Annotated in this window: 11 protein-coding genes; 7 read left to right on the top strand and 4 right to left on the bottom strand. The window is 72.4% G+C overall.

Going from position 1 to position 16,461, the window contains the following annotated elements; genetic code table 11:
• Nucleotides 1-153: 153 nt before the first annotated feature.
• Nucleotides 154-1,668, bottom strand: a complete 1,515-nt coding sequence (locus WMF24_RS25115) for a flavin-containing monooxygenase (protein ID WP_437729910.1) — start codon at nt 1,666-1,668, stop codon at nt 154-156.
• Between the two features lie 395 nt (nt 1,669-2,063).
• Here WMF24_RS25115 and WMF24_RS25110 point away from each other — a divergent pair, with 395 nt between their 5' ends.
• Nucleotides 2,064-3,071, top strand: a complete 1,008-nt coding sequence (locus WMF24_RS25110) for an AraC family transcriptional regulator (RefSeq protein WP_437729909.1) — start codon at nt 2,064-2,066, stop codon at nt 3,069-3,071.
• A 417-nt stretch (nt 3,072-3,488) separates the two neighbouring features.
• Complete coding sequence (locus WMF24_RS25105; RefSeq protein ID WP_437729908.1) at nt 3,489-4,442, top strand: transposase; 954 nt, start codon at nt 3,489-3,491, stop codon at nt 4,440-4,442.
• A 467-nt stretch (nt 4,443-4,909) separates the two neighbouring features.
• Here WMF24_RS25105 and WMF24_RS25100 read toward each other — a convergent pair whose 3' ends face one another.
• The gene (locus tag WMF24_RS25100; protein ID WP_437729907.1) at nt 4,910-6,076 is read right to left on the bottom strand and encodes a hypothetical protein; all 1,167 of its coding nucleotides are present in this window, start codon (nt 6,074-6,076) and stop codon (nt 4,910-4,912) included.
• Nucleotides 6,077-6,290: 214 nt separating this feature from the next.
• On the opposite strand from WMF24_RS25100, the gene mazG reads away from it, so the two are divergent.
• A complete protein-coding gene (gene mazG / locus WMF24_RS25095; protein WP_437729906.1) occupies nt 6,291-7,145 on the top strand; it encodes a nucleoside triphosphate pyrophosphohydrolase in 855 nt (284 codons plus the stop codon).
• A 31-nt stretch (nt 7,146-7,176) separates the two neighbouring features.
• Here the strand turns inward: mazG and WMF24_RS25090 are convergent, their stop codons facing one another.
• Together WMF24_RS25090 and WMF24_RS25085 are read right to left on the bottom strand one after the other, a co-directional pair.
• Nucleotides 7,177-7,785: a hypothetical protein gene (locus WMF24_RS25090; protein WP_437729905.1), complete on the bottom strand. Its 609-nt coding sequence runs from the start codon at nt 7,783-7,785 to the stop codon at nt 7,177-7,179.
• Nucleotides 7,782-8,372 (bottom strand): RNA polymerase sigma factor, encoded by a 591-nt coding sequence (locus WMF24_RS25085; RefSeq protein ID WP_437729904.1) that lies wholly within the window; start codon nt 8,370-8,372, stop codon nt 7,782-7,784. Before WMF24_RS25085 ends, WMF24_RS25090 begins: the two co-directional genes overlap by 4 nt.
• A 305-nt stretch (nt 8,373-8,677) precedes the next feature.
• Here WMF24_RS25085 and WMF24_RS25080 point away from each other — a divergent pair, with 305 nt between their 5' ends.
• The 4 genes from WMF24_RS25080 to WMF24_RS25065 all read left to right on the top strand — a co-directional run bounded on the left by WMF24_RS25080 (nt 8,678) and on the right by WMF24_RS25065 (nt 16,446).
• Nucleotides 8,678-10,312 (top strand): SulP family inorganic anion transporter, encoded by a 1,635-nt coding sequence (locus tag WMF24_RS25080; protein ID WP_437729903.1) that lies wholly within the window; start codon nt 8,678-8,680, stop codon nt 10,310-10,312.
• 74 nt (nt 10,313-10,386) lie between these two features.
• Nucleotides 10,387-13,458 carry a YbcC family protein gene (locus WMF24_RS25075; protein ID WP_437729902.1) on the top strand — a complete coding sequence of 1,024 codons (3,072 nt, stop codon included), beginning with the start codon at nt 10,387-10,389 and terminating at the stop codon, nt 13,456-13,458.
• A complete protein-coding gene (locus tag WMF24_RS25070) occupies nt 13,448-14,908 on the top strand; it encodes a proton-conducting transporter transmembrane domain-containing protein (RefSeq protein WP_437729901.1) in 1,461 nt (486 codons plus the stop codon). The genes WMF24_RS25075 and WMF24_RS25070 overlap by 11 nt, the downstream gene beginning before the upstream one ends.
• Nucleotides 14,905-16,446 (top strand): complex I subunit 4 family protein, encoded by a 1,542-nt coding sequence (locus WMF24_RS25065; protein ID WP_437729900.1) that lies wholly within the window; start codon nt 14,905-14,907, stop codon nt 16,444-16,446. The genes WMF24_RS25070 and WMF24_RS25065 overlap by 4 nt, the downstream gene beginning before the upstream one ends.
• Nucleotides 16,447-16,461: the final 15 nt, after the last annotated feature.

The raw sequence follows: 16,461 nt of genomic DNA, 5'->3' as shown, positions 1-16,461 counted from the left end.
GACCGACCCGACCCAGGTTGAGCCAACCCGAGGTTGAGCCAACCCGACTCAGGTTGCGTCACCCGGCGTTACCCGAACCGAGACGACAACGCGTTCGGCGACGGCGCGCCCCTCTCGGCCCCATGACCTGGCGGATCGCGCTTCCTCCCTCGTTCAAGCCTCCGCGTGCCGAGGACGCTCCGTGCTCGCGGCATCGCGGCGCGGCGGCCGACCATCCCTGGAAAAGACCACGGTGCCGTCGTCCACGGGGCCGAGCTTCATCGCGAGCAGATCGACCACGTAGTTCTGGCGGAAGTGCCACGGCGCCTTCGATCCCTGCTTGGGCAGGTCGTCCATGGAGCGCTGTACGTAGCCCGACATCAGGCCGAGCAGCGGCCGGGGCTCGAGGATGGATTCGTCAGGACGCGGCAAGCACTGCCGGTAACCGTGGCGATCCATGTGGTTGAGCAGCCGGCAGACGTACATCGAGGCCAGCTCCGCGCGGAGCGTCCACGAGGCGTTGGTGTAACCGAGGCAGAGCGCGAAGTTCGGGACGCCACCCAGCATCAACCCCTTGTAGATGAACGTCCGGCCAGGCTCGAGGACGCGACCGTCGACGGTGATGCGAATGCCGCCGCAGAGCAGGAGCTGAAGCCCCGTCGCCGTCACGATGATGTCGGCATGGAGCTCCTTGCCCGACTCGAGCAGCACGCCGTTCTTCGTGAAGGTCCGGATCCGGTCGGTGACCACCGAGGCCCGCCCTTCCTTCACCGCACGGAAGAGATCGGCGTCCGGCACGAGGCAGAGGCGCTGATCCCAGGGATTGTAGCGAGGGTTGAAATGCGTATCAGTGTCGAAGTCGGGCGGCAGATGCCGCGCGACGCCGCTGCGGAGCATCCGCCTGGCCATCCGCGGCGCGCGTCGACAGACCTGGTACACAAGAAGGCTGATAGCGACGTTCTTCCAGCGGGCGACGCGGTGGGCGACCCGCTCCGGCAAGCGCTCGCGGAGCGCGTTCGCGATCGGGTCCTCCGAGGGCAACGAGGCGATGTACGTCGGCGAGCGCTGGAGCATCGTCACGTGCGCTGCGTCAGCGGCCATCGCGGGCACCAGCGTCACGGCCGTGGCGCCGCTGCCGATGACCACGACGCGCTTGCCCCGGTAGTCGAGATCCTGGGGCCATCCCTGGGGGTGTACCAGCCGTCCCTGGAAGTCCTCGCGGCCAGGGAAGCTGGGGGTATAGCCGCTCTCGTAGCTGTAGTAACCGCTGCAGACGTACAGGAAGCTGCAGGAGTAGCGGACGGGCTCCTCGCCTGGGCCGACGTCCACCTCGACGGTCCAGCGCGCGTGCTCGGAGGACCACGATGCGGAACGAACCCGGTGATTGAACCGGATGTGTCGGTCGATGCCGAACTCCTGGGCCGTGTCGCGCACGTAGTCGCGGATCGAGGGCCCGTCCGCGATGGCCTTGGCCTCCTTCCAGGGGCGGAAGGAATAGCCGAGCGTGAACATGTCGGAGTCCGAGCGGATCCCGGGATAGCGGAACAGGTCCCAGGTACCACCGATGGCGCCGCGCCCCTCGAGGATCGCGTACCGCTTGCCGGGGCAGCGTGTCTGGAGATGGTAGCCGGCCCCGATGCCGGAGAGGCCGGCGCCTACGATCAGGACGTCGAAATGCTCGATGGACATGCTGGGTTCCTCGGGGGCGAGCGCCATGGCGCTCCAGGACCCGAGCATAGCCTGGCGGACCGGCTGTGCTCGACGCCGCGAGCACTTTTCGAGGCGCCGTGAGGCGCGAACGCGATGAGGCGAGCCGGTGGGCTGCTGCAGGGCGGCGAGCCGGATGGGCGGCTGCGGTGTCGCCGGCTCGGGCTCGGCTCGCTCGACCGGGGGCGAGGCGCCCCGCCTGTGCGCCCGCCGACAGGTGGGCCCGGCGTCCGGCGGCGAGAGGCGCAGCCGGCGTCGATGGCGGCGGCACAGGGCGCGTCGGCGATGGAGGGCAGGGCGGGGCGTTGGACGAGGCGGGGCGGTGTCCTCGCCTGTTCTGTCCGGCCGGAGGTGCCACAATCAGGTAACCTCCGCCCGTGGCGAGCAACGACAAGAGCCGGGCCGAGTACCAGAAGCGGGTCAATCGCGTGATCGACTACATCCAGGCTCACCGCGCGGAGGAGCTCTCCCTCGAGACGCTGGCGGCGGTGGCGGCGTTCTCGCCGTTTCACTTTCATCGGGTGTTCAAGTCGATGACCGGCGAGAACCTCCGCGAGTTCATCCAGCGGACGCGCCTCGAGAACGCGGCCAGCCACCTGACACTGCGGCCGCGTGCCGACGTCCTCGAGATCGCGCTCGAGAACGGGTTCAACTCGGCGAGCGCCTTCGCGCGCGCATTCAAGGAGCGCTTCGGGATGAGCGCGTCCGCGTGGCGAAACGGCGGGGCCGCGCAGGCGTGCAAGGCGCGGCAAGCGGATAGCAAGCCGGGTGAAGTCGTACGCAAGCCCGGCAAAGCAGCGGACTGCGAAGCCGAGCAAGATGGCTCCTCGTCGGGCGCTGACGCCCGCCAAGACGAGGAGGAGAGCATGAACGTGACGGCCAAGACGCTGCCGAGCTACCACGTGGCCTATATCCGGAATGTGGGACCCTACGGCCCGGAAGGGGGCGTCCGGGAGACGTGGCAGCGGCTCGCGCGCTGGGCGGCGGCGCGCGACCTGTGGACCGCAGATCGCATCTGCCTCGGCATCGCCCATGACAACCCCAAGGTGACCGAGCCGGCCAGGTGCCGCCACGATGCGGCGATCGTGATCCCGGAGGGCCTTCAGGCCTACGGCGATGTCAACGTGACCGAGATTGCAGGAGGCAAGTATGCCGTGAGCGTGTTCGTTGGTCACGCAAGCACGATCGGTGCCGCCTGGGACCAGCTCTTTGCGCGGTGGCTCCCGGAGAGCGGTTATCAGCCGGATCATCGGGCCTGCTTCGAGCTCTACCGGCGCGACCCGACCCACGTTGCCGCGCCACATCGCGATCCGACCCACGTTGCCCGACCCACGTCGCGACCCGCCGCGACCCGACCCACGTTGCCGGGACCCGACCCAGGTTGAGCTGCGCGACCCGACCCAGGTTGAGCTGCGCCGCGACCCGACCCAGGTTGAGCTGTGCGACCCAGGTTGAGCTTTCGTCGGGACCCGACCCAGGTTGAGCGGCGCGCGACCCGACCCAGGTTGAGCTGTGCGACCCAGGTTGAGCTGTGCGCTGCGACCCGAAGGCGACCCGAACGACGTTGGGCTTGCGACGTTGGGCTTGCGTTGGGCTTGCGACGTTGGGCTCGCGTTGGGCTCGCGACGACGTTGGGCTCGCGACGTTGAGCTTGCGACATTGGTTAGCTGCAGCCCAGGTGGGCAGTCGCGCCAGCAGTTCAGGGTGGCGGGCCGCCTGGCGGCCGTCACCTGCGGTCTTCGTAAGTTATTGAATTCATTGGCCCAGATCCCCGGCACGGAGCTTGTCAATGTACGTCAGCCATGAGCCAGCCCCGTGAGATCGCTGCCGGTGCCACCTACCTGATCACCCGACGCGTCCTGCGACGTCATCTTCTCCTCCGCCCCGATTCGGCCATCACCCAGCTCCTCGTCTACGCCCTCGCGGTTTCGACCCGCCGCTATGGCATCGAGGTACATGCACTCTGCGCGATGTCATCGCATGTGCACCTCGTCGTGACCGATACGGAGGGCGTCCTGCCGCGGTTCTTGCAATTTTTTCACCGCATCGTAGCGCTCGGCACGAAGGTGCTCCGCAAGTGGGAAGGACCCGTCTGGGACCACGAGGCCACGAGCGTGGTGCGGCTGCTGACTCGCGCGGCGGTGGTGGAGAAGATCGCCTACGTCCTTGCAAATCCCGTGGCCGCTGGTCTGGTCCGGCATGCGCATGAGTGGCCGGGCGCCAAGGTGGATGTGGGCGAGCTCGGCCTCGGCGTGCTGCGCGCGGCGCGGCCTGCGGTATATCTCGATCCAGAAAACCCGCAATGGCCGGCGGAAGTAACGCTTCGGCTCGCGCTGCCGCCCGTCATTGAGCAGGACGGCGCGGAGGCGTTTCGATGCCAGGTCGCGGCCGAGCTCGGGCGGCAGGAGGCGCAGGCGCATGCCGAATTGCAGAAGCGAGGACTCCGCTTTCTTGGCGCCGATAGCGTCGGTCAGGTTTCCCCTTACGAGCGGGCCACGAGCTTCGAGGCTCTGCGCGAGCGCAACCCGACGTTCGCGGTCGGCCGTGACCAGGGGGGTGCATGGCAAACCGCTGCTGCTGCTGTACGGGCGTTTCGTGCGTCCTATCGCGCAGCGCTGGAACGGTGGCGTGTCGGTTTGCGCAGCGCTGTATTCCCGGCGGGAACCTGGTGGATGCGTATCTTTCACGGCGCCGGCGTCACCGGGATGCGCGCGTCTCATGACGGCGGCTTGAGCGACATTGTGCTTCCAGAATAGACACTGCTCCGGGGTATGACAGCAAGGTGGGCACTGGAGGACAACGGTAAAGTTTCGTCGAAGGACACGTCCGCCGCGCGTGCGGAGCGTGGCGGCAGAGCATTCTCACGTGCTGCTGCGTACAGGGACGCGTGTGTGATGTGCCACGCTGAGCGCGAATGCACCGGTGTCAGGTCTGGGTTGGTGTGGTCTCGGCCTGAGCGCTGCTGAGCTGCTGGTCGACATGCGGGCGTGACCGGTCAACGTGGGTCGGGTCATCCAGGCCCACGTGGGCGCATTCCCGCTGTACCAAGCCCACTCGGGTTACTCGCTCGCTGCCCAACCTGGGGCGGGTCACGCGGGACTAACCCGGAGCGGGGCACCGCTGGTCGGGTCACCGCCGCCGGGCCAACCCCGGTCGGGTCACCCCGGGCCAACCCCGGTCGGGTCACCCCGGGCCAACCCAGGTCGGGTCACCTCGGGTTGGGTCACCGACCTTTTCCCGTGGCGATTCCCGCGAGGGCCGCCGCAAAGCGCCGCCGGAACTCTGCGTCCTCTACCAGCTTGTCGCGCAGCGTTCGCGACAGCTCGAGGTGGTAGAACGGCGCACCCATCTGCCTCGACCAGCGCGCCTGTACATTCGTGGCGCCGCCAAGCTTGTCGATGTCGGCGGGGTAGGCGAGGACCTTCCCGTCGCTGATGACCGCCCGTAGCGGGGCGAGCAGCCGCTCCAGGTCGGCGCCAGGCCCGACGGCGCTGGCGATGGCCGCGGCGTCTGCCGCCGAGCTGTCCTGAAAGCCGTGTAGCTGTACCGCCGGTATGCCGGGAAAGCTCTGGAGCAGGGCCCGGTGCGCCGACAGGAAGAACGACCGCTCCGCGTGCGCCACGTCCGCAAAGGTCAGCGACGGAGCCAGCCGCGCGCGGGCAGCACGGCTCCCTCCCTGAGCGCCGCCGCCGCCCCCACCCTGGCCCCTTCCGCCCGCGCCGAGAGCGCCCCCGCCGGTGGTCTCGCCGTGCGCGACCTCTTCCCCCGCGCCCTCGCCGCCCCCACCGCCCCCTTCTTCCGCACCCTCGTCTTCGCCGGCGGCGTCAACCGGCTTGGGGTGTCCCCCGTACCGGTGCGACGTGTTGAAGACCAGCGCCCGCGCGCGTTGCGCGTCGAACACGGCGAGCGCGACGGGCAGCGTACCCCGGTCGAAGAAGGTGTGCGGCGCCTCGACGATCAGCGGCGCCGCCTCCCCTGTGCGCAGCACGACCGCGGCGGCTCCGCGGCGGCGCTTCTTCTCCTTGGGCTCCTCCGAGAGCACCCACAGGTCGCGCCCGGGGATCGCCCGCAGCGCGAACCCCAGTGGCGGAGCCGGCGGCGGCTGCTTGTGCTGCGCAGCGAGCCCCGCCGCCGCGACCCACGCGATGTACGCCGCCTCCTCCGCGTCGTCCGGCGGCTCCGCGATGAGGTGGCGCCCACCCTTTCGCAGCGGGGCGATCTGCTCCTCCAGGGCCTCCTGCTCGCCGCTGTCGGGCTGGGCCGCCATCACGGGCTCCGCCGCGGAGTGCCCTGGGCTCGGCGCCGTGCCCGGCGTGCTCCCGATGCTCCGACACACCCCTTGCGAGCACCCGGCGATCGTGAACAGCACCACATAGCCTGCGCTCTTCATGGGCGCCCTCGCCGCCAGAATCCGACCACCTCTGCACTTTTCGCATGCCACGGCCCGCGAATCCAGGTTGACCCTCAACCAGGTTGACCCCCAGCAGCCGCGCCGCCGCCTCGGCGGCGGCCCCCGTCCCACCCGCCCCCGTCCGGCTCGTCCCGTTCCCCCGCTGGGCCGCCCCGTCTCCTCAGCGGGGACGGTTTGCGCTAGTAGCTTCCGCATGCCTCGTCCCTTCGAGCCTGTGGAGGCGCCGCCGCTCGCCGAGCAGGCCGGTCGTACGTTCCCGCGCCTGGTCGAGCTCATGCAGCGGCTCCTCGCGCCCGACGGGTGTCCGTGGGACCGCGAGCAGAGCTTCGCGACGCTCCGGCGCTACGTGCTCGAGGAGGCCTGCGAGGTCATCGACGCGATCGACGGCGGCGACCGCAAGGAGCTCTGCGCCGAGCTCGGCGACCTCCTGCTCCAGGTCGTCTTCCAGGCCGAGCTCGCCCGTGCCGAGGGCGCGTTCGGCCCGGACGATGTGGTCGCGGCCATCTGCGAGAAGCTCGTGCGGCGCCACCCCCACGTGTTCGCCGACGAGAGCGCCGAGAACACCGACGAGGTCCTCCAGAACTGGGAGCGCATCAAGGCCGCCGAGCGGGCCCGCCAGGGCAAGGACCGCGGCGTGCTCGGCGGCGTTCCCCGCAGCCTGCCGGCGCTGACGCGGGCGCAGCGGGTGGGCGAGAAGGTCGCGCGTGTCGGCTTCGACTGGCCGGACGCGCGGGGCTCGCGCGCCAAGGTCGAGGAGGAGCTCGGGGAGCTCGACCGGGCCTTCGAGAGCGGCGACCCCCGCGCGATCGAGGAGGAGCTCGGCGACGTGCTCTTCGCGCTCGGCAACCTCGCGCGCCACGCCGGCGTCGACGCCGAGGGAGCGCTGCGCCGGACCATCGACAAGTTCACACGGCGCTTCGAGCACGTCGAGCGGCGGGTCGTCGAGCGGCACGGCGGTTGGCCCGCCAGGGCGTCGGACGACACGCTCACGCTGGAGGAGCTCGACGGCTACTGGGACGAGGCCAAGCGCGCCGAGCAGCGGACTTGACCGCGGCGCGGCCCCCCAGGCTCGCTCCGGCTCAGTCGCGCACCGCGGTCACGACGAAGCGCTCGCGTACGCGCGCCTCGTTGGACTCGTGGCGGACGTGGATCTCGTAGCGGCCCGGCTGGGCCACGGCCACGCTGAGCGGCGCCTCGCCACGGTATCGCGTGACCCGGTGCGAGCAGCGCTCCTGCTCGCAGTGCTGCTCCATCGCCCCGCCCTCGCCGTCGGGCAGCCGCACGCGCACGTGCTCGGGCACCTCGAGGTGAACCACCGCCGGCTCGTCCGCGTGGCGATGCGTCCACAGATCGAGGTGCATCCACGCGTGCCCGTCGTCTGGCAGGGCGACCGCGCGCTCCTCGGAGCGCTCGATCGCCGGAGAGCTCGCCCACCGGTCGACCGCCATGACGACGGCGAGCGCGAGCGCGGCGAGCGCCGGCGCCGCGACGAGCGCCCTCCACCCCCAGCGCCCGCCCGCCCGCTGCGCCCGGTCGCCCCCGTCCGTGACAGGGCGCGCCGGCTGCTCCGGCAGCTTGCCCAGCGCGCGCTCGACGAGCGCCTCCGACGGGCTCATCGAGCGCAGCGCCCGCATGCTCGCCGCCAGGTCCGGCGGAATCGGAGGTAGATCGTGATCGTGTCCGCTCACGCCGATTCCTCCTCCCGCGCCGCGACGATCCGTCGCGCCGCCAGGCGCTCGTAGGCATCGCGTAGCCGCGCGCGCCCGCGGGCGTGGCGGCTCTTCACCGTCCCCTTGGGGATCCCGAGCACATCGGCCACGCTATCATAACCAAGATCCTCGATATCGCACAGCACCACCACGGTGCGAAACTCCTCCGGTATCTCCTGGAGGCAGGCGAGCAGCACGCCCGTGTCCTGGCTCAGGATCGCGATCTCCTCGGGGCTCGTGACCGCGGCGCGGGGAATCACGCCGAGCACCTCGGTGCACGCCTCGACCAGCCGATCGAGCAGGCCGCGGCGCCGCGCCTCCGTGCGGTACGCCTCCAGGTACTCGTTTCGAGCGATCCCGCAGAGCCAGACCCCGAGGTCCGAGCGCCCCTCGAACGACGCCGCGTTCAGGTACGCCTTGAGCAGCGCGTTCTGGAACAGATCGTCCGCCTGATCCCGAGCGCCGCAGAGCGAGACGCAGAATCGATACAGGCGCGGGAGCGCCGGGCGCACCGCTGACTCGAACTGCGCGCGCGACTCGCCGGGGATGGGTAGCGATCCGGTCATGAGGGCCGCTCGATCGCCTGGAGCGTCGAGGGCCTGGACTCTAGCGTGGAATGGACGGCGGGGTAGCGCCCGCTGCCCGCGCGTCCGCGGCGCGAGCGGCGGCACCTCGAGCGGCGGCACCTGGATCGGGGCAGCGCTGTGCATCGGCGCCCCTGGGACGGAACGTACCCACGCGCAGGTTCCGGCGCATCGCACGAAATTCGTCACCCGGAGCGGGAACCTGGCGCCGTGTCGTCCCGTCCTGGGGCGTGTCCTGACGAACAGCGGGCCCACTCAAGGCCCGTCACTCCGAGGCCGAGCACCGCATGTCCACGTCGAGCATCTCGAGCACGCCCGTGACTTCTACCTGGAAGAGCGACCTGATTTCAGGGTTCCTCGTCTTTCTGATCGCCCTGCCGCTCTGCCTGGGCATCGCGATGGCGAGCGGATTTCCTCCCATCGCAGGCGTGCTCACCGCCGTCGTGGGCGGCATGATCGCCACCTGGCTCGGAAGTGCGCCGCTGACCATCAAGGGGCCCGCCGCGGGCCTCATCGTCATCGCGCTGGGCGCCGTCCAGGAGCTCGGCGGCGGAGACAACGCGATCGGCTACCGCCGCGCGCTCGCCTGCATCGTCGTCGCCGCGGTGACGCAGATCGCCTTCGCGCTGGCGCGCGCCGGCAAGCTGGGAGACTTCTTCCCCTCCTCGGTCGTGCACGGCATGCTCGCGGCCATCGGGATCATCATCTGCTCGAAGCAGCTCCACACGCTCGTCGGCGTCACGCCCGCGGCGAAGGAGCCGGTCCACCTGCTGCTCGAGATCCCGCGGAGCGTGTCCCGGCTGAACCCCGAGATCGCCGCGATCGGCGTCCTCTCGCTCCTCCTGCTCTTCGGTTATCCGCTCGTCGCCACGAGGGCGCGGTGGATGCAGAAGATCCCCGCGCCGATGCTGGTGCTCGCGGTCTCCGTGCCGCTCGCCTACGCCTTCGACCTCGAGCACGAGCACACGTACACGCTCGCGGCGACCCACACGACGTACGTGATCGGGCCGAGCTTCCTGGTCAATCTCCCGGGCAACCTGCTCCAGGCGATCGTCTTTCCGGACTTCAGCCACGTCGGCGCGCCCGCGTCGATCAAGTACATCGTCATGTTCTCGCTGGTCGGGAGCATCGAGTCGGTCCTGTCCGCGAAGGCCGTCGACTCGCTCGATCCGGAGAAGCGCCGCTCCGACCTCGACAAGGACCTGCTCGCCACGGGCGCAGGCAACCTCATCGCGGGCCTGCTCGGCGGGCTTCCGATGATCTCCGAGATCGTCCGCAGCTCCGCGAACATCGGCTACGGCGCGAAGAGCCGCCTGTCGAACTTCTTCCACGGCACCTTCCTCCTGATCTTTGTCGCCTTCGCGCCGGGGCTCATCCACCGGATCCCCCTCGCCGCGCTCGCCGCCATGCTCACCTTCACGGGCGTCCGCCTCGCGTCACCGAGGGAGTTCGCGAAGACGCTCCGCATCGGCAGGGAGCAGCTCATCATCTTCTCCACCACGGCCGCGCTGTGCATCGCCTCCGATCTGCTCGCCGGGGTCGCGGCCGGCATCCTCGTGAAGCTGCTCATCCACCTGATCAACGGCGCGCCGCTGCGGATCCTCTTCCGGCCCGAGCTGGAGGCGCGCGCCGAGGGAGGGCGGGTCGTGCTGCGCGTCAAACACGCGGCGGTGTTCAGCAATTACCTCGGCATCCAGCGGCGGCTCGCGACGTACGCGGACGCCTCGAACATCGAGATCGACCTCTCGGAGGCCCGCCTCGTCGATCACACCGTCATGTCCAACCTGCATGAGCTGAAGAGCACGATGGCGCGCCAGGGGCGGACCCTGACCCTCGCGGGGCTCGGCGATCATTCCCAGATGTCGTCACACCCGCTCTCCGCGAGGAAGAGGGGGTTCATCACCCCCGTAGTCGGTCGCTGACTCGAGGCGTGCCCACCGGCGCGAGAGGGGCGCGCGCGGGCGGCTCTCCAGAACAACCCTCGTCCGGGATCGCCATGAGCAGCCACCGTTCTCACGATCTCCGCGCGGGCGCCGCCCGCGAGGAGCGCCTGTGCGCCGCGATCGAGCGCGTCGGGCACCTCCTGCCAGCGCAGGGGCCCATCGGCGTGTTCGTCCACCACAACACGCTGCACGCGTTCCAGCACCTGCCCTTCCACGACGCGGTGGCCGCGGCGAGCGCCGTCTTCGAGGCCGAGCCGTACCTCTCCGAGGCGGACTACTGCGCCCACATCGCGTCGGGCCGCATCGACGACGAGGACCTCGAGGCGGCGCTCTCCGAGCGCTTCGCCGCGCATCCGGACGAGCGCCGTCAAGGGTGCAAAATGCCGCTGTCGCGGTATGAGATCGAGCGGATCGCGCTGCGCCACCCGATCGAGGAAGAGACCGCGGCGGGCCTGTTGTGGCGCATCTCCGAGGCGGGGGAGACGCGCAGGCTCCGGGCGGACGTGCCCGAAGGGCGACGCCGGCGCATCGTCGAGCGCACCGAGCGCTGGCTCGAGGGGCGCCCCGAGGTCGCGGCGGGCCTCCTCGAGCGAGGCGCCCGCGACCCGGAGTCGCGCGCCGCCCTCGCGCTCTGGGACGCGTGCCGCGCCGCGCCGCTGCCGCCCGCCCCGCCCGCGGAGCCGCCCGTGGTCGATCGCGCGGGCACCGATCGCTCGCACCGCGATCTCCTGCTCGCGCTGACGGGCGAGGACCCGGCCGAGCTCACCGATCCGCTCCTGATCCGGCTCCTCTGCGCCTACCTCGACGAGGGCGTCGCGCACTGGACGATGCCCGACCGGGCGCAGGGGCTCTGGCGCTGCTTCCGCGAGATGGTCCTGGAGGGCTCGCGCCCCGCCGCCCCGGCGCTCGCGGGGCTCGACGTGGAGCTCCGCCGCGTCGACGCGGAGGGGCTGTCGCCGGCCGCCATCGCCGCCCGCGCCCTCGACGAGCTCGGCGTCGCCGAGGAGCGCTGGGAGGCGTACGCGACGCGCGTGCTGCTCGAGCTGCCGGGCTGGGCCGGCATGATCCACCGCCTCGAGCACACCCCGAGCGACCGGCCGCTTGGCGCGCCGCCCGCGTCGCTGATCGAGTACCTCGCCGTGCGCCTGACCCTCGCCCGGTGCGCGCTGCGCGACGTCGCGCGCCGGCGGCTCGGGTACGAGGGGCCCCTCGCCGGGCTCGTCGATCACGCGCGGCGCGCCGCGCGGCCTCCCGCCGCGCCGGCGCGGTCGCCCGATCACGCCCGGCCGTTCCTCCTGTTCCAGCTCGCCCAGCTCGCCGGCCTCTCGGCCGCCGAGATCGAGCCGCTCTCGACGGCCGACCGCGTCGGGGCGCTCGGGGCGCTCGAGGCGTTCGACGGGATCGCGCGCCGACGCGTGCTGCACGAGGCCTACGAGCGTCACCACCGGGTCGAGGTGCTGCACGCGGTCGCCACGAACCTCCGCCGCCCGGAGGAGGAGCGCGCCGTGAGGGAGCCCCGCTTCCAGGTCGCCTTCTGCATCGACGACCGCTGCGAGGGCCTCCGGCGCCACGTCGAGGAGCTCTCGCCGCGGCACGAGACCTTCGGCGTGGCCGGGTTCTTCGGCGTGCCGATCCGCTACCGGGGGCTCGACGACGCCGGCCACGTGAGCCTTTGCCCGGTGGGCGTCGAGCCGGCGCACGAGGTCGTCGAGCGGCCCCACGAACCGGACGCGGCGCGGCGCCGGCAGGCCCGCCGCAAGCGATGGGCGCGGCTCCTCCACGCGCTGGGGCGCGGCACCCGCACCATGGCGCGCGGGGTGCTGCTCACGCCGACCCTGGGCCTGCTCTCCACCGTGCCGCTCGTCGCGGGCACCCTCTTCCCGCGGGCGACGGCGCGGCTGCGCCGCGCGCTCGAGCGGCGCCTGCTCCCGCCGGTGACGACGCGGCTCCACAGCCCGCACGACGAGGGCTCCGCGGCGGGCGGGGAGGGGAGGCCGTTCACCGCCGCCGACAAGGCGGCCCGGGTGGCCGCCACGCTCGAGAACATGGGGCTCACGCGCGGCTTCGCGCCGGTCGTCGCCGTGCTCGGCCACGGATCGACGAGCGTGAACAACCCGCACCAGTCGGCGTACGACTGCGGCGCCTGCGGCGGCCGGCACGGCGGTCCGAACGCGCGGCTGTTCGCGGCCCTCGCGAACGACCCCGAGGTCCGCGCCCTGCTCGCCGCGCGCGGGATCGACGTCCCGGAGGGGACCTTCTTCGTCGGCGGCATGAACAACACGACCACGGACGAGGTCGTCCTCTACGACGAGCACCTCGCGCCGGCGTCGCACCGCGGCGAGCTCGCGGCGCTGCGGAGCGCCCTCGACGCCGCGCGCGAGCTGCACGCGCACGAGCGCTGCCGGAGGTTCGCGTCGGCGCCGCGCGAGGGCGACCCCGCGCGGGCGCTCGCGCACGTGGAGGCGCGCGCCGCGGATCTCAGCGAGGCCCGGCCCGAGCTCGGCCACGTGACCAACGCCGTCTGCGTGGTCGGCCGCCGCGCGCTCACCCGCGGCCTGTTCCTCGACCGCAGGGCGTTCCTCGTCTCGTACGACCCGACGCAGGATCCTGCGGGCGCGATCCTCGAGCGCGTCCTGCTCGCGGTCGGCCCGGTCGGGGCAGGGATCAACCTGGAGTACTACTTCTCCTGCGTCGACAACCGCCGCTACGGCGCCGGCACCAAGCTGCCGCACAACCTGGCCTCGCTGCTCGGGGTCATGGAGGGGTCGCTGAGCGACCTGCGCACCGGGCTGCCGAGGCAGATGATCGAGATCCACGAGCCGGTGCGCCTGCTCGTCGTCGTGGAGGCGAGCACGGAGACGGCCGCCGCGCTCTGCGCGCGGCAGCCGGCCCTCCGCGAGCTCATCGGCAACGGCTGGATCCAGCTCGCCTGCGTCGACCCGGCGACGCGCCGGATCGCGCGCTTCACGGGGGGCGGCTTCGCGCCGTTCGCTCCCCCGGATCACCCCCTGCCGGCGGTCCAGCGCTCCGCCGACTGGTACGCCGGCAGGTCCGGCTTCGTCCCGCCCGCGCTCGTCCACGCCGCGTCCACGCGGCCCCGTGAGGTCATCGGCCATGCTGTCTGACGTGCTGCTCGGCGAGCTCGCCGCGCTCGCCGTGCTCTCCCCGGCGGCGGCCTTCGCCGCGCTCGGGTCCTACCTGCTGCTCCTGCGCGCGCCGAGCGAGCGCGTCGTGTCGCGCGTCGTGCTGTCCGCGCTCTCGCTCTCGCTCGCGGCCTCGCTGGTGATCTGGGCCTCCGCCGTCGCGGCGCCCCACGCCTTCACCCCGGTGACGCTCTGCCACTGGTTCGAGACCGGAGGCTACGCGTTCGAGGTCGTCCTGCTCGTCGATCGGCTGTCGTCGACGATGATGGTGCTCGTCTCGCTGATCGCGCTGCTGGTCGGCCGGTTCTCGGTGGCCTACCTGCACCGCGAGGCGGGGTTCGCGCGGTTCTTCCTGCTCCTCGCGCTGTTCTCGACGGGCATGCTGGCGCTCGTCTCGGCGGGCACCATCGATCTGCTGTTCGCCGGCTGGGAGCTCGTCGGCGCGACGAGCGTGCTGCTCGTGGCCTTCTTCCACGAGCGCTCGGCGCCGCCGCGGGCCGCCCTGCGCGTCTACGTCACCTACCGGCTCTGCGACGTCGGGCTGCTCGGCGGCGCCGTGCTCATGCACGACGTCGCCGGCTCCTCGCAGTGGGGCGAGGCCTTCGGCGCCGCGCCGTGGCCCGGGGCGGCCGCGCCGCTCGGGCCGGGGGCCGCGACGGCGCTCGCCCTGTGCCTGCTGCTCGCGGCCATGGGCAAGAGCGCCCAGTTCCCCCTGGGGAGCTGGCTGCCGCGGGCGATGGAGGGGCCGACGCCGTCGAGCGCGCTCTTCTACGGCGCGATCTCGGTGCACGCGGGGGTGTACCTGATGCTGCGCGCGGCGCCGCTGCTCCAGCGCGCGCCCGCGGCGAGCGCGGTGATCGCCTGCGTCGGGGCGGCGACGGCCGTCTACGGCACCCTGGTGGGGCGCGTCCAGGCGGACGTGAAGAGCGCGCTCGCGCACGCGACCATGACGCAGGTGGGGCTCATGTTCGTGGAGATCGGCCTCGGGCTCTACTGGCTCGCGCTCGTCCACCTGTTCGCGCACGCGTGCCTGCGCTGCCTGCAGATGCTGCGCGCCCCCTCGGCGCTCCGCGACGCGCAGGAGATCCGGGCCGCGCACGCGGGCGAGCCGCTCTCGCCGCTCGGGGTGGCGGGTCGGCTCCTGCCCGCGGCGCTCGTGCGGCGCGCGTACTGGCTGTCGCTGGAGCGCTTCCACCTCGAGGCGCTGCAGGAGCGGCTCGTCGCCGCGCCGCTGATGCGCCTCGGGCGCCTGCTCGACCGGATCGAGCGCCGCTGGGTGGCGGCGCTGAGCGGCTTGCCCGAGCGCGCCGTCGCCGAGCCCGGGGGGCACGGGGAACACGCCGAGTACGGCGAAGAGGACGCGCGCGGTGCGCCCGCGCGCGCCATGGCCTTGCAGCACCCGGCGCGCGGCGCGAAGCGGGCCCGATCGTGAGCGCCTTTCCGCTCCTCGCGGCGCTCCTCGCGGCGCCCGCGGCCGCGGCGCTGCTCGCCTCCCGGGCGCGCAGCGACGAGGGCGCGCGCCGCGTGGCGCTCGCCGGCGCGGCGATCACCCTGCTCCTCTCGCTCGCGCCGCTCGCGCTCGCGCGCGCCGGCGTCGCGCTCGCGGCCGGAGGGCCCGCCCTCCCGCTCCTCGGAGCGCGCCTCCGCCTCGGCCTCGACGGCTACAGCGCCGCCCTGCTCCCGCTGCTCGGCTTCGTCCTGCTCGCCCTGGTCGCCGGGGGCCCGCGCGCCGCGCTCGACCGGCCCACCGCCGCGGCGCTGCTCGCCACCGGGAGCGCCATCCTGGGCGTGTTCTGCGCGCTCGACCTCGCGCTGCTCGCCGCGGCATGGATGGCCGCGCTCGTGCCGGTGGAGCGCCTCGTCGCCAGGAAGGGGGACCCGCTCCTCCGGCGCACCTGCCGCATCTTCCTGCTGGGCGGCACGGCGCCGCTCGTCGCGGCCCTCGGCGCCATGGCCGTGCTCGCCGCGCGCCGCGGCGCTGCCCTGCCGTTCGACGTCGAGGAGATCTCGCGCGTCGGCGTCCCCGAGGCGTGGCAGTCGCCCCTGTTCGCGCTCGTCGGGATCGCGGTGCTCATGCGCATGGCCGCCGTGCCGTTCCATGGCTGGCTGCCCGTGCTGCTGGAGCGGGGGCCGCTCGGCGTCACCGTCCTGCTCGCCGAGATGCAGGTCGGCGTCTGCGTGCTCCTGCGCGTCGGGGTGAAGCTCCTGCCCGCGGGCTTCGCCGAGGGCATGCCGGTCCTCGCCGTCATCGGGCTGATCAGCGCGCTGCACGGCGCGGTGCTCGCGCTCGCCCAGACCGATCTGCGCCGCATGCTCGGGTACCTGGTGTCGAGCCAGAAGGGGCTCGTGCTCCTCGGGATCGCCACGCTGAACCCGGAGAGCGTGAGCGGCGCCCTCCTGCAGAGCGTCGCGTCGTCGATCGCGACGACGGGTCTCGCGCTTGTCATCGCCGCGATCGACGCGCGCGCCGGCACGACGGACGCGCGGGAGCTCGGCGGCCTCGTGGCCCCGATGCCGCGCATGGCCGCCTTCTTCTTCCTGCTCGCGTGCGCGACGATCGGGATGCCGGGGGCGCTCTCGTTCGTGAGCGAGGACCTGCTCCTGCACGGGATCCTGCACGTGCACCCCGTGCTGGCGGTGCTCGCCCTGGCGGCGGCGGCGATCGACGGGATCACGCTGTTCCGGGCGTTTCAGCGGGCCTTCCTCGGCCCGCCCAGGCGCGACCGGCTGGGCCCGGCGGTGGAGGCGCTCGCGCTGCGCGAGCGCGCGTTCCTGCTCGCCACGGTCGCGCTCACCGCGGTCCTGGGCGTGGCCCCGACGCGGCTTCTCGCGCTGCACGAGCCGGTGGTCGAGCGGGCTATCCACGATGTCGCCCGCGGCGCGGGGGGCGCGCACGCGGCAGACGAGCTGCGACCGCTCCACGACGGCGGCCACCGGGCTGCTCGTCCGGGGGCACCTCCGTCGCCCTGAGCCCGGCGCGCGGGC

Origin of the sequence: Sorangium sp. So ce1335 (genome assembly GCF_051521615.1) — a bacterium.
Lineage (GTDB): Bacteria > Myxococcota_A > Polyangia > Polyangiales > Polyangiaceae > Sorangium.
Note: the sequence above shows the minus strand (reverse complement) of the source record. Positions and strands in the feature narration are given on the sequence as shown.